This is a genomic window from Cobetia sp. 5-11-6-3, from assembly GCF_013374055.1.
In the GTDB taxonomy this organism is placed as follows: domain Bacteria; phylum Pseudomonadota; class Gammaproteobacteria; order Pseudomonadales; family Halomonadaceae; genus Cobetia; species Cobetia marina.
This window is the reverse complement of the sequence record NZ_BLWJ01000013.1, coordinates 16,541-30,192: the sequence shown is the minus strand read 5'-3', so window position 1 is coordinate 30,192 and position 13,652 is coordinate 16,541. Positions and strand designations below refer to the sequence as shown.

Annotated in this window: 11 protein-coding genes and 3 tRNA genes; 9 read left to right on the top strand and 5 right to left on the bottom strand. The window is 63.8% G+C overall.

Annotated elements, in window-relative coordinates:
- Positions 1-67: 67 nt before the first annotated feature.
- The 3 genes from minE to minC form a co-directional block, all read right to left on the bottom strand.
- Positions 68-328: a cell division topological specificity factor MinE gene (gene minE, locus HXS66_RS16830; protein ID WP_043336475.1), complete on the bottom strand. Its 261-nt coding sequence runs from the start codon at positions 326-328 to the stop codon at positions 68-70.
- The gene (gene minD / locus HXS66_RS16825; protein ID WP_077373593.1) at positions 325-1,143 is read right to left on the bottom strand and encodes a septum site-determining protein MinD; all 819 of its coding nucleotides are present in this window, start codon (positions 1,141-1,143) and stop codon (positions 325-327) included. The genes minE and minD overlap by 4 nt, the downstream gene beginning before the upstream one ends.
- A gap of 83 nt (positions 1,144-1,226) precedes the next feature.
- On the bottom strand, positions 1,227-2,009 hold the full coding sequence (gene minC, locus HXS66_RS16820; RefSeq protein ID WP_077373590.1) for a septum site-determining protein MinC: 783 nt from the start codon (positions 2,007-2,009) through the stop codon (positions 1,227-1,229).
- Between the two features lie 605 nt (positions 2,010-2,614).
- Here minC and HXS66_RS16815 point away from each other — a divergent pair.
- Complete coding sequence (locus tag HXS66_RS16815) at positions 2,615-5,437, top strand: DUF349 domain-containing protein (RefSeq protein WP_176504124.1); 2,823 nt, start codon at positions 2,615-2,617, stop codon at positions 5,435-5,437.
- 251 nt (positions 5,438-5,688) lie between these two features.
- On the opposite strand, the gene phbB is transcribed toward HXS66_RS16815, so the two are convergent.
- A complete protein-coding gene (phbB, locus tag HXS66_RS16810; protein ID WP_077373584.1) occupies positions 5,689-6,435 on the bottom strand; it encodes an acetoacetyl-CoA reductase in 747 nt (248 codons plus the stop codon).
- A 369-nt stretch (positions 6,436-6,804) separates the two neighbouring features.
- Here phbB and HXS66_RS16805 point away from each other — a divergent pair.
- The 5 genes from HXS66_RS16805 to HXS66_RS16785 all read left to right on the top strand — a co-directional run bounded on the left by HXS66_RS16805 (position 6,805) and on the right by HXS66_RS16785 (position 8,844).
- Positions 6,805-6,881 (top strand) — tRNA-Met (locus HXS66_RS16805).
- Positions 6,882-6,923: 42 nt separating this feature from the next.
- Positions 6,924-7,000: transfer RNA gene (locus tag HXS66_RS16800), tRNA-Met, on the top strand.
- Positions 7,001-7,043: 43 nt separating this feature from the next.
- Positions 7,044-7,120 (top strand) — tRNA-Met (locus HXS66_RS16795).
- A gap of 158 nt (positions 7,121-7,278) precedes the next feature.
- Complete coding sequence (locus HXS66_RS16790; protein ID WP_176504123.1) at positions 7,279-7,758, top strand: EVE domain-containing protein; 480 nt, start codon at positions 7,279-7,281, stop codon at positions 7,756-7,758.
- Between the two features lie 120 nt (positions 7,759-7,878).
- Complete coding sequence (locus HXS66_RS16785) at positions 7,879-8,844, top strand: tetratricopeptide repeat protein (protein ID WP_308478549.1); 966 nt, start codon at positions 7,879-7,881, stop codon at positions 8,842-8,844.
- 517 nt (positions 8,845-9,361) lie between these two features.
- Here HXS66_RS16785 and HXS66_RS16780 read toward each other — a convergent pair.
- Positions 9,362-10,525 (bottom strand): MalY/PatB family protein, encoded by a 1,164-nt coding sequence (locus HXS66_RS16780; protein WP_176494517.1) that lies wholly within the window; start codon positions 10,523-10,525, stop codon positions 9,362-9,364.
- A gap of 121 nt (positions 10,526-10,646) precedes the next feature.
- Between HXS66_RS16780 and HXS66_RS16775 the strand changes: the two genes are divergently transcribed.
- The 3 genes from HXS66_RS16775 to HXS66_RS16765 all read left to right on the top strand — a co-directional run bounded on the left by HXS66_RS16775 (position 10,647) and on the right by HXS66_RS16765 (position 13,518).
- A complete protein-coding gene (locus HXS66_RS16775; protein WP_136939740.1) occupies positions 10,647-11,072 on the top strand; it encodes a hypothetical protein in 426 nt (141 codons plus the stop codon).
- A gap of 399 nt (positions 11,073-11,471) precedes the next feature.
- Entirely contained in the window at positions 11,472-11,909 is a 438-nt protein-coding gene (locus HXS66_RS16770; protein ID WP_077373569.1) for a universal stress protein, read from the top strand.
- 67 nt (positions 11,910-11,976) lie between these two features.
- Positions 11,977-13,518 carry a sodium:alanine symporter family protein gene (locus HXS66_RS16765; protein WP_176504122.1) on the top strand — a complete coding sequence of 514 codons (1,542 nt, stop codon included), beginning with the start codon at positions 11,977-11,979 and terminating at the stop codon, positions 13,516-13,518.
- Positions 13,519-13,652 lie beyond the last annotated feature (134 nt).

Genomic DNA, 13,652 nt, shown 5'->3' with positions numbered 1-13,652 from the left:
ACACCGCGCCCGAGGGGGGCGATGTTCTGGCAGGAAAGTCGTACGAATCAGCGGTTATCGAGTCTGCTCATGCCTCGCCGGGGCGCGGCAGAGTGACGTTCAGCTCGAGCACCGAACAATCATCCTCGCGGTCCAGCGAGATGTTGATGGCATCCTGATCGACCTGAACGTACTTGCGAATCACCTCCAGCAGCTCACGCTCCAGCATCGGCATGTAATCCGGCTGGTCACGCTGACTGCGCTGGTGAGCCACGATGATCTGCAGCCGCTCCTTGGCGACATTGGCCGTCTTCTTGCGCTCTCGCTTCAGAAAATCCAGTAATTTCACTTGCGCCCCCCTCCAAACATTCTGGCCAGCAGACCGCGCTTCTCGACTTCATGGAAGCGCAGCTGGACTTCCTCGCCCAACAGGCGGGAAACGCAGTCCACATAGGCCTGACCAGCATCGCTCTTCTGGTCGTGGGTCACCGGCACCCCCTGGTTGGAGGCGCGCAGCACGGCCTCCGACTCGGGAATCAGGCCGATCAGCGGGATCGACAGGATTTCCTGGATGTCCGTCAGATTCAGCATGTCACCCCCGGTCACGCGCGCCGGATGGTAGCGGGTGATCAACAGGTGTTCGCGCACCGGAGAATCGCCGTTCTCGGCACGGCGTGTCTTGGAAGACAGCAGACCGATGATGCGATCGGAATCGCGCACCGAGCTGACTTCCGGGTTGGTGACCACCACCGCTTCATCCGCGAAGTACATCGCCAGCTGGGCACCGCGCTCGATACCGGCCGGGGAGTCACAGATGACGTAGTCGAATTCTTCCCGCAGGCTTTCGAGCACCTTCTCGACGCCTTCCAGCGTCAGCGCATCCTTGTCACGGGTCTGGGAGGCCGGAAGGATATGCAGGTTGTCGATGCGCTTGTCGCGGATCAGCGCCTGCTTGAGATTGGCCTCGCCCTGGATGACGTTGACGAGGTCGTAGACCACGCGCCGCTCGCAACCCATGATCAGATCCAGGTTGCGCAGACCCACATCGAAATCGATCACGACGGTCTTGTTGCCGCGCAGAGCCAGTCCGGTGGCAATGGCGGCGGCGCTGGTCGTCTTGCCGACTCCGCCCTTGCCTGACGTCACTACGATAATCTTGGCCAAAGGTATCTTCCTTGCTGAGAGTCCCCCGTGAAACGGGGATCACCGGTAAATATTGGATATCGTTCGAGGCACGCCGGCATCACTCAACCGAGGCGTGCGATACAAAGCTGGTCGTGTTCGAGCACGACTTCGACACTGGCACCCAGCAGACGATTGTCGATGTCGTCCAGGCGCTTGTAGGTTCCCGCTACCGAAAGCAGCTCGGCATGCAGTTCCTTGCAGTAGATGCTGGCGTTGCGATCGCCATGGATGCCGGCCAGCGCCCGGCCGCGAAGGGCGCCATAGATGTGCACGCTGCCGGCGGCCAGAATCTCGGCACCGGCATTCACGGCACCGATGATCACCAGATCACCCTCTGGCGCGCTGACCTGCTGCCCTGAGCGCACGGTACCACGGTAAACCTTGCTGGCATGGGCCGGCACCTCAACGACCGCGGCTTTTTCGTCCGCGACAGTCGCCTCTGGCTCGTCGGCGGGAGTCGCTTTCGCCTCAGGCTCGACAGTCGTGACCGGCGGCACGGACTCCAGCGTCCGGCCGCGATTTTCCTGGGGCGGGAACCACCCGAGACCCAATGCCCAGGCAGACTGGCGCACCGGGTCGCCACCACCGCGCACCGCCACCGGCAACAGCTTGTGGCCGCGACACACGGCGCAGATACGCTCCAGCGCCAGGTGCGGCTCGTCGAGCTTCTCGACGCTCAACACCACCGGCGTGTGCTGAAAGAAGGCGGGGGACTGGCTGAGTTTGCTGACCAGTTGGGCACGGATCTGCTCCGGGTCTCCACTGACCAGTTCCATGACCGTCATCGGCAGCATGCCGCCTTTGAAGGTGAAGGCCTGGGAGGCCCTGTCCGTACTGAGACTCATGACCTGACTCCGGGTTGCGTGAGGGAAGTGACACCCTCCGACACTCGTGAAAGAAGCTCGTGACGCTCGAGACATCCCTGGGATGGCATCCCGAAGCAGAAGGCCATCTGCCCGGCAGGCAGGTACCTGCCCGACGACTCATGCGGTGAAACGCCGAGGCCGGACGCCCCATCTCCCCGCGACGCAGTGCGACTTCTGCAGGAAGCGAGCTTCGTGATGACGTATCACCCGAGCGAGGAATGGCCTTTCATGAACCATCGCTCTGCTGAACAAAGCTATGTGAGCTGACACGGCGCTGCAACTGATGATACGGCCAGCAGTCCACACTGTCAGGTGTCGCGAGGCCACGACGCACGAAAGAGTCATCTCGTGATGACCTGACTCATCCCGCGCGAAGGCGCTCGGCAGACACTCTCCCCCGGTTTCCCTGCACCGATGGGCGCGTGAGACCACACAACATGGCCTCGTGACTGATAAGATAGCGGGGTGACGAAATTCATGCGCCGTCACCCCGGTTCACCGACAGACCCGAGTGTCCTGGTCCTGTCCGAGTGACTGGCCGCTGTTGCGCCCCTCTATTTTTTTGCCTGGATAACCGCTCTCTCATGACCGGACTGCTTTCCCGCCTCACTGGCCGCCTGTTCGCCCCTCGCTGGCAGCATGCCAACCCGACCATTCGCTCCGCTGCCGCGGCCCAGCTGGACCCTGAAACGCCGGATCAGCGCCAGATACTCGAGTCTCTGATTCTCGAGGACCCTGCGCTTGAGGTGCGTCATGCCGCTCTGGCACGCATGGCGACACCGGAGCGACTGCTGCCGCTGCTGGACCGGGCCGACGGGCTGGTACGCGAGCGACTCGTCGAGCTGCTGAGCGGTGGTCAGGATGCCCCCTCCCTGCTGGATCGCGAACAGCTGGTCGCACGCCTCGATGACAATGAGCTGCTGGCCGCCATCGCGGCGCGCGGGGACAATCAACAGTTGCGTCTGGTCGCGCTGGAACGTCTCACCGATGAAGCCGCCCTGATCCATCAGGCCTGCCACAACAGCATCGCGGCGGTGCGCCATGCCGCCGCCGCTCGCATCACCAGTCAGGACGGGCTGGAGCAGCTGGTGCGCGGCGCCAGACGCGATCGTCACGTCCAGCGTCAGGCCCGCGACACGCTCGCCCAGCGCCGCGCGGATGCCCAGCAGGCAGACGCTCTCAATGCCAGCCGTGACAACCTGCTGCGCCAGATGGAGAAGCTGCCGCGTCAGGCCTGGGAAGACAGCGTGCCATCACGCTATCGCTCACTGCTGCGCGAGTGGGAGCGACTGCCGGCCGCCGACCACGACGTCCAGCAGCGTTTCGAGGAAGCGCGTCTGCAGGCGTACAAGGTCATCAGCGATCACGAAGCCCGCGAACAGGCCATCCGTGAGCATGAACGCCTGAGTGCCAACCTGAGCACCCACCTGGAAGAGATCCTCACGGCCCTGCACCAGGCGCGCGCGGACCTCCTCAGTCGCGAGTGCGTCAATGATCATGACTTCGCCAGCCTTCAGGCTCAGCGTCGTCTGCAAGGCGAACGCTGGCGCGAGCTGACCGACCAGTTCTCGGCCCCTGCCGAGCTGCTCGAACGTCATCAGCGCCTGCAGCAACAGCTGCAGGACCCGCTCGATGCCTGGTACCGCCATCAGCTGTGTCAGGGCGAGATGGACGCGGCGCTGGTCGACAATGACCTGGAGCAGATGGCACGTCTCGAGCGTGAGATCGCCTGGCCGGCAGAGCTGCCGCTCACCAGAACGCTGCATGCCGTGCGCCAGGCGCTGGAGGCAGCTGCACCGCCGGCGACGACCGGTGAAGAGAGTGCCGACGAGGCCGCCGCGACCGATGAGCCTGCCACGGACAGCAGCGACAAGCCCCGAACGCTTGATCTGGAAGCCATCAGCGCCGAACTGGATCAGCTGGACACCTACCTGGAAGCCGGCAAGCTCAAGCCCGCCAGTCGCCTGCATCGTTCACTGCGCGACCGCACCGAAGGCCAGCTCGACAGCGAGCGTCAGACGCGCCTTCGTCAATTGGGCGCTCGCGTCGCGGAGCTGCGTGACTGGCAGAACTTCGTCGCCGCTCCCAAGCGTGAACAGCTGCTGGAAGCCATCACCACATTGGCCGAGCGCGAGGACCTCAGTGATGAGCAGCGCGACCGCCAGCATCAGCAACTGATTCAGCAGTGGCGCAGCCTGGGCGATGCCGCTGCCAGCCGTGAGTCCAGCCAGTCCTTCCGCAGCGCCTCGGACAGCATCAAGCAACAGCTGCAGGATTACCGCGAAGCGCGCAAGCAGGCACGCGAGCACAACCTTGCCATGCGTGAGGCGCTCTGTGAGCAGCTGGAATCGCTCAATGGGCACGCCATGGGCGATGCGGACCCGGACGCCCTGCGCCAGATCCGCGACCGCGCACGCGAAGAGTGGCGCCGTCACACTCCGGTACCGGCAGGCCCGGGCCGCCAGCTGTCGCATCGCTTCGGTGAAGCGCTGACCGCGCTGCAAGGCTTGATCGACCAGCGCGCCGGCGAGATCGCCGCGGCCAAGCAGGCATTGGTGGACGCCGCCGAAGCGCTGGCCGATGAAGACGCTCCGGCACGTGCGCGCGCCGAGCAGGCCAAGGCACTGCAGACTCGCTGGCGGGAACTGGGCCGTGCCCCCAAGGGCGAGGAGCAACGCCTGTGGTCTGCCTTCCGCGCCGCCTGCGACCGCATCTTCGCCGCACGTGATCAGGACCGTGAAGCGCGTGACACGCGCGAGCAGGTCCGCCTCGAACAATGGCAGGCCCTGATCGAGCGCCTCGATAGCTGGGAACCGACGACCCTGGAAGACGCCGCCCAGCTGGACGACGCCCTCAAGGAAGCCGACGCGCTGGGCGCCCTGCCGCGTGGCAAGCGCGGTGACGGCATGCGTCGACGCTGGAATGGCATTCTCAAGCGTCGCGAACAGCGCCTGGATGAACTCCATGCCCAGCAGCTGCGCCAGGAATGGCAGCAGTGGCGCGACCTGCTGGAGCAACATGCCGTCGCCGATGCCAGTGCACGCCAGGGCAATATCGAGGATGTCGAACTCCCCGACTCACCGGCGTTCGACGATGCCAGCCGCCAGGCCAATGCCGCGCGCAACCAGATGCGCCGTGCCGAGCCGGTCAGCGCCAACGCCGCCAATGAGCGCCTCGCGGAGCTGCGTGTCCATCTGGCGATCCTGTTCGAGGCGCCGCTGGGTGCGGAAGACGAATCACGGCGCCTGACCGTTCAGGTGGCCCGCATCAATCAGCAACTGGGCGAGCGCCTTGAGCGTGATGAGGAACTCGACGAGGTGCTGGATGCGCTGCTGGCCAATGGTCCGCTGGACTGGGAAGCCTGGCAGGCCGAGTTGCCGCGCTTCGATGCCCTGTTCAACCACTGACGGCGTCGGGTCGGCATAGACAGTCAGCTGACCGACACCCTACGACCACGAAGCCCCCGTCTCTCCTCGAGACGGGGGCTTCGTGGTGTTCACGACAGGAAAAGTGCGCTTGCCCCTCTCCTGTCAGATCCTGGTTCCTGTGAGTGCGCTCTGCGGCCTCTTGTACGCTTGATGGCCTCTTCCGCCCTGCCGGGTTCTGCCACCCTGCGGGTACGTCACGAGACGCCGGGGCGCATGAGCACGAACGGACATCAGCCCATGAACTGGCCACCATTGATGTCCAGATTGGCACCGGTGATGAAACCGGATTTCTCGTCCGCGAGGAACGCCACCGCGCGAGCGATCTCGTCCGGCTGACCATAACGCTTGACCGGAATCGTCTCGCGGATGGATTCACGAATCTCTTCCGGAATCTTCATGATCATGTCGGTGGCGATATAGCCCGGCGACAGAGTATTGACGGTGATGCCCTTGGTCGCGGTTTCCTGTGCCAGCGCCATGGTCAGACCATGCATGCCCGCCTTGGCCGCCGAGTAGTTCACCTGACCGAACTGGCCCTTGCGGCCGTTGATGGAGGAAATGTTCACGATGCGGCCGTACTTGTGCTCCAGCATGTCATTGATGACGGCACGGCAGGTATTGAAGACGCTATCGAGGTTGCAGTTGATGACTTCGCGCCACTGCTCGTAGCTCATCTTGCGCATGGAGGTATCACGCGTGATCCCTGCGCAGTTGACGAGCACGGCCACCGGCCCGAAGCGCTCGCGAATTTCATTGACGCCTGCCTGACAGGCTTCGAAGTTGTCCAGCTCGATACCGGAAAGCGCGATGTTCTCGAACCCGGCAGCACGCTGTTCCTGCAACCAGCCTTCTGCCTTTTCCTTGTTCCTGTAACCGGCAATCACCTGGTACCCCTGGCTCGCCAGCTCACGACAGATGGCGGAACCGATGCCACCGGTGCCACCGGTGACCCATGCAACGGGTGCTGTTTGCGTCATGTTATTGTCTCTCCCTGTTCCTGGAACGTCCTGTGCCCGCAAGGGAGCACAGCATGGCATTTCGCCGTTGATCGCTCATCGACTGGCTGGCGATCTTCCGGTAACGACAAACACTGACAGGCGTCTCTGACAGCATGGCGACAACCGTGCGCTCGGTGAAGACTGTCACCGCCCTGCGCGAGGCGTGTCACTCTCAGTATGGACAGGATTCCCACGGAAAGTATGTAGCAGATCTCTCACATTGATTGAGGTCAATTCCATCACCCTCGCTCCCCCCCATCGCCTGGCCGCCTCAGGAAAGTCTTCCGGCTGATTACGGGATAACGGTTGACTCAGCACTGTATATCCTTATACTACGCCCCACGTTGATGCGGGGTGGAGCAGTCTGGTAGCTCGTCGGGCTCATAACCCGAAGGTCATCGGTTCAAATCCGGTCCCCGCTACCAGCAAGCGCCAGCAGTTTCGGCACTTGGGAAACAACGTGATGTTGCGGGATGGAGCAGTCTGGTAGCTCGTCGGGCTCATAACCCGAAGGTCATCGGTTCAAATCCGGTTCCCGCTACCAACCTCTGATGCGTCAGAGTTGGAGCAAAGGCAGTACCCAGTGTTGCGGGGTGGAGCAGTCTGGTAGCTCGTCGGGCTCATAACCCGAAGGTCATCGGTTCAAATCCGGTCCCCGCTACCAAGAATTCGAAAGGCCTGATGCCCTGCATCAGGCCTTTTTCGTATGCGTGACATTCCTGTGCGAGGATATCGACGAGGCCAGCGCCCGGTCCTCATTCCTCCCATTCTCCACGCCCATCACCTTCACACTCATCACGTCAGTCTCGAAGGAGTGCCTGCATGCGCCACTGGCTGGTCAAGACCGAACCCGACGCCTTCTCGCTGGAAGACCTGCGCCGCGAGTCGCCGGCACTCTGGGATGGCGTGCGCAACTATCAGGCGCGCAACTTCCTGCGCGAGATGCAGCTCGGGGATGTCGTGCTCATCCAGCACTCCAGCTGCAAGGTACCTGCAGTGGTCGGGCTGGCCGTGGTCAGCGAGCTCGCCCTGCCGGACCCGACAGCCAGCGACCCCGAGCACAAGGGCTTCGACCCTCGCCAGATGGCGGACCTCGAGGCCGGCAAGACGCCGCGCTGGGTCGCTCCGCGCCTGCGCTATCTGCGTTCGCTGCGCAGTGCACTTCCCATCGCGCGCCTGAAGGAGAAGCCCGAGCTGGCCGACAGTCACCTGGTCCGCCGTGCCCGCCTTTCCGTCATGCCATTGAGCGAGGACGAGATCCAATGCATCGCCCGCCTGGCCGGGGACGACCTCAAGCCTTGAGCCCCCCGCCCGCGCCAGATGAACCCTGCACATCTTGAACTCGCCCGCCGCGGCCCGCATCATCAGGCCAGCCGGCTCGCGTGCGAGCCTTGAATCGCAGACACTTCCGGGGCATGCATCATGATCATCGATCCCAATACCGGCCAGCCACTGACCGGCAATGACACCACCGCCGCCCAACCACAGGGCGTGGTAGGCGGAGCTGCTGCCAGCGCCCCCCGCCAGGCAGAAGACGCCAACACCTACATCATCGATGTCGACATGAGCAATCTGCAGCAGGTCCTCGAGGCCTCGCAGCAGGTACCGGTGCTGCTGGACTGCTGGTCTCCCCAGAGCGAGCATTGTCGCGTCCTGACGCCGATTCTCGAGATGCTGGCCCGTGAGTATGCCGGTGGCTTCATCCTCGCCAAGCTGAACGCCGAGGAACAGCAGGACATCGCTGCCCAGCTGGGAGTGCGCTCGGTACCCGACGTCAAGCTGGTCATCCAGGGCGGTCTGGCAGGCAACTTCACCGGCGCCCGTCCGGAAGCCGAGATTCGCCAGTTCCTCGAGCAGCACAAGGTGATGCCTGCTGCCGGTGCCGGCCCCAGCCTCGTCGAGCAGGCCGCCAGCGCACTGGAAACCGGCGATCTGGCGACCGCCAAGGCGATTTACCAACAGCTGGCACAGGAATCCCCCGAGACACCGGACTACCGCATCCAGCTCGCCTCGGTCCTGGTCGCCGAAGGCAACGGCGAAGAGGCCCGCCAGCTGCTGGACTCTCTCAAGCCGGAAGACCGTGATGGCCCGAAGGCGCGTGGTGTGCGTGCACGCATCGATTTCATCGCCGAGGCGCCGAGCCCGGAAGAGGTCCAGGCCATGATCGAGCGGGATGACAGCGAGGCCCGCTACCAGCGCGCCATGCGTGATCTTGCCGATGGCCACTACGAGCTGGCGCTCGATGCCCTGATCGGCCTGGTGAAGACCGACCGCCAATACGGGGATGATCTGCCCCGCAAGACGCTGCTGCGCGTGTTCGATGCCCTCGGCGCGACCCATGAGCTGACCGTGCGCTTCCGCCGCCAGCTGTTCGCCCTGATGTACTGAGTCGCAGACGGCAACCACCTTCCCACGACAAGGGGCCCCGAGGACGTGAGTTGTCCTCGGGGCCCCTTGTCGCAGGTAGCGGATGAATGTCGTGAAGCGTGTGCGTGCAGCAGGGTGGAAAAGGATGCGGATGAGCCCTGGATTCAGCCGCCCCGACGCGTCCACCCTTTCAGCAGTGATGGCCTCGCACGCGCTTCGCGGGCGCTGAGCGGACAGCCAGGCGGGAGCTCTTCCAGCGCGGGCGTGATGGCCCCCGCCTCCTTCGCCCTGGCCAACCGGAGACTCCCGCCCCTGCAACACCATTCTCGACATGCCATCACGCCGGACGACTCAACATCGGCTCGCGCCCAACGAGATGTCTCTGCCAGCTCATGTCTCATCATCATCCCTCCTGAGGATGCCCGCTCACGATGAACGGCCTGCCCTCAGAGTTATCGATAATGATTCTCAATTCAAGGTTTCGCTCGCCACTTCCTGCCAGCATCTCATCGGCGCTTGATCCAGATCAGACATCTGACTACCCCTGCAGCGCACCTTTCAGGCGTTCATCGAGACGCTGCAATGCCTGCTCAAGCTGCTGACGTGTGGTGGCGTAGTTCAGGCGCACGAACCCCGGCCAGCCGAAGTCGGCCCCGTCGGAAAGCGCGACACCGCACTCCTCCAGCAATGTCTGCTGAGGCGAATCGCCCAGGCCGGCCTCACGCATGTCCAGCCAGGCCAGATAGGTCGCCTGGGGGCGCGTCATGCGAACGCGCTCCCAGCCGGCCACATGCGCTTCGAGCAGATCAAGATTGCCGCGCAGCACCTCCAGCAGCTCCTGACGCCACGGCTCTCCCTCACGCCACGCCGCTTCCGTCGCCACCATGCCCAATACATTGGTATCCGGCATCAGGCCACGGGTCGCGGCGACGAAGCGCTGACGCAGGTCCGGATCGGTGATCACCGCACAGGCAAAGGTCAGCCCCGCCGTGTTGAAGGTCTTGGAAGGCGCCCACAGTGTCACGCAGCGCGCCGCCAGGCGCGGATTGAGGCTGGCCAGCGGGATATGCCGCGATGCGGGGTCCACCACCAGGTCGGCATGCAGCTCGTCGGACACCACCAGCAGATCATGACGCTCCACCAGTGCTGCCAGCGCCTCGAGCTCTTCCTCGCGCCAGACACGGCCGGTAGGATTGTGTGGATGGCACCACAGCAGCAGTTCCGTCTCGGGAGTGATCGCGGCTTCCAGTGCCTCGAGGTCCAGCTGCCACAGGCCACCTGGCTCGGCAGGCTCCGCCAATGGCGCCATCTGCGCGATACGCCCCGTCTTCTGCGCAACCTGCAGGAAGGGCGGGTAAATCGGCGTGGTCGTCACGACCCCCGCCCCTTCTGACGTCAATGCCAGGCTGGCGAGATGCAGTGCCGGCACCACGCCGGGCAGCCAGACGATGGCCTCACGCGGTATCTCCCAGCCATAGTGCTCACGGCTCCAGTCGCGCAGACTGTCGTCGAGCCCCTGAGAGGGCTTGGCATAGCCGTAGATCGGGTGAGCAACCCGTTCCGCCAGTGCGCGCGTCACGGCCGGCGGCGCGCTGAAGTCCATGTCGGCGATCCACAGCGGCAGGACATCCGCGCCGTAGCGCTCCCACTTCTGGGAGGGATACTGACTGCGGTCAATGGGGGTGATGAAATCGTGCTCCATGTAGAATCTCTCCCGGTGCTGGCCCATGCGAGCCATGAAGACATGAGGCACCACCTGCCGCTCGAACCGCCGGCAACAGGCGGACAACCCCGTGGAATGACTACAGCATAAGGCTTTGTGCATGTCCGAAGACACCTTTTACCCGCAAGCACAACGCGGTCTCCCCGGCCTGTTGCGTGCCTGGCTGACCCATGGAAGAGGCGACAGCCAGCGCCTGGCGGTATTGCTGGCCGATACGGCCCGCGTGGCGAAGCTGGGGCAGCCTGAGAGCAATCCGGAAGGCGAGCAGCTGGAACGCTGGGCCCATGACGGCGGCGCCCCACTGTGGGCTCCCAAGGCCGCCCTGTTCCTGCTGATGCAGATGCCGGCGCGCCCGCTGCCGCAGGATGAGGACGAGGCCTGCGCCTGGGCGTACTGCTGGATACGCATGCGTGAGCACGAAAGTCCGGATGCCGCACTCATGGCACTGCCCGACCACCTCAGAAAGCCGCTGGCCTGGCCCATGGAAAGCGCCTGGAAGGATCTGACCCACCAGCGCCTGATCTAGCGCTTGTCCCGGTCGTCCCTTGACACATGGGCGCATGCCCTTCCCCGCTACGACAACGACACCTTCCCCCGCCCCACCTCTGGCGCCCACCACCCGTTCACAAGCGTGGTGGGGCACTCCAGGCGAACCTCGATGCCAGCCTGACTGGTACGGCTCGTCTCTGCGGGCACGACTCTCCTCCACATGCCTCCTCCTGCGTGTCTGCCTGACGCCTTCCCCAGGCGCCTCCTGCCGCCCTTTTACGTTTAATCACCGTTTCATGAAGCATGATAAACGCAGGGATTTCTGCACCTGCCGAGGAGTAAAGTGCTTTCAACCGTCCAAGAACGGTAATTCAACAAGAATCCGCTGGCCGAGTCGCCGAGACACAGTGACCGGCAAGCTTCTGGAGAGCTCTCAATGACCACCTCCCTGATTGTCGGACTGGATGGAACGCCGGGCGGCGACAGTGCCATCGCACACGCCAAGCGCGTCGCGACGCTGGTCGGCCCCGAAACCCGCATCATTCTCTGCTATGTCGTCGAATGGTCGCCCTACAGCTTCAACACGCCGGAAGAGAACGCCCAGCGTGCGAGTCGCCGTGAAAGCGAGATCAAGCTGGCACGCGAGCGCGTTCTCGCGCCTGCCATCACGGAGCTCGAGAAGGAGGGGTATCAGGTGGAAGGCCGCGTTCGTCACGGTGACGCCGCCGAGATCCTGAGCCTGCTGGCGCGGGAAGTGAATGCCGAGCAGATCATCGTCGGTCGCAAGGGGGAGAGCATGCGCTCTCGCATCTTCGGCAGCGTGACCGCGCATCTGATCCAGGAAGCCTCGGTCCCCGTCACCGTCGTGCCCTGATGGATGACGCCAGGCGTCCGCAGACTGATCCCACAACAATGACAACATGCTCCCGAGGTCCCTTCTCATGAGTCGATTCCGCTCCCTTGCCCCCTGGGCTGCTGCCATGGCAGCGCTCATGGCCGCAGGCTCTGCCCGTGCCGAAGGCATGGATCAGGCCATCAGTGACATCGTCGGGCCGATCGTCAATCCGATCGTCTCCACCATCTTCTATTCCGTGCCGGTGGCAGGCACCCAGTTCCCGCTGATCGTCGGCTGGCTGATCATCGCTGCCGTGGTCTTCACGTTCTATTTCGGCTTCGTGCAGTTCCGTCTGTTCGGGCATGCCGTGCGTCTGGTCAAGGGCGACTACACCGACCCGAAGGATGAAGGCGAGGTATCCCACTTCCAGGCACTGGCCACCGCGCTTTCCGGCACGGTCGGGCTGGGCAACATCGCCGGTGTCGCGGTCGCCGTCTCGCTGGGGGGGCCGGGCGCGACCTTCTGGATGATTCTGGCCGGCCTGCTCGGCATGGCCTCCAAGTTCTGCGAATGTACCCTTGGCGTGAAGTACCGCAACGTCAATGCCGACGGCTCCATCTCCGGCGGCCCGATGTACTACCTGTCCAAGGGCTTCGCGGAGAATGGCAAGGCCGGGCTTGGCAAGATCCTGGCGATCTTCTTCGCCATCTGCGCCATCGGCGGCTCCATCGGCGGCGGCAACATGTTCCAGGCCAACCAGTCCTATCAGCAGGCCGTCAACGTCACCGGCGGTGATGCCAGCTTCCTGATCGGCTACGGCTGGCTGTTCGGTCTCGTGATGGCCGCCATCGTCGGCATGGTCATCATCGGCGGCATCAAGTCCATCGCTCGCGTCACCGAGAAGCTGGTGCCGATGATGGCGGTCATCTACGTGATCGCGGCTCTCATCATCCTGGGCTTCAACTTCAGCGCGATTCCGGCGGCCTTCGGCGCCATCATCGAAGGTGCCTTCGCACCGGTCGCGGTCGGCGGCGGTATCGTCGGCGTACTGATCCAGGGCTTCAAGCGCGCCGCCTTCTCCAATGAAGCCGGTATCGGCTCCGCCGCCATCGCCCACTCTGCCGTGAAGACCTCCCAGCCGGCCACCGAAGGCATCGTCGCGCTGCTCGAACCGTTCATCGATACCGTCGTCATCTGCACCATGACCGCACTGGTCATCGTCATCACCGGCGCCTATCAGGTCGAAGGCCTCGGCGGCGTCCAGCTGACGTCCTACGCCTTCGAGACCGCCTTCCCGTGGTTCCCGTATGTGCTGGCGCTGGCGGTGCTGATGTTCGCCTTCTCCACCATGCTGTCCTGGTCCTACTACGGCCTGAAAGCCTGGACCTACCTGTTCGGTGAGAGCAAGGGTGCCGAGATCGTCTACAAGCTGATCTTCCTCGCCTTCGTGGTCATCGGCTCCTCCATGAGCCTCGGTCCGGTCATCGACTTCTCCGACGCCATGATCTTCGCCATGTCCATCGCCAACATCATCGGTCTCTACTACCTGATGCCGGTCGTGAAGCGCGAGCTGAGCCAGTACCTCGCCAAGCTGAAGTCCGGCGAGATCGCCCCGATCGACAAGGAGACCAAGCGCCAGAACGCGTGACACCTCTCCCTCTCAGGCGGGTCTGACGCAGTCGTCACCCGCCGCATGACCCAAAGCCTCTGCCCTTCGGCAGGGGCTTTTTCGTTGTCGATCATGCAATTCCGTCACCAGGACGGCGGAAACCACCCAAGTCG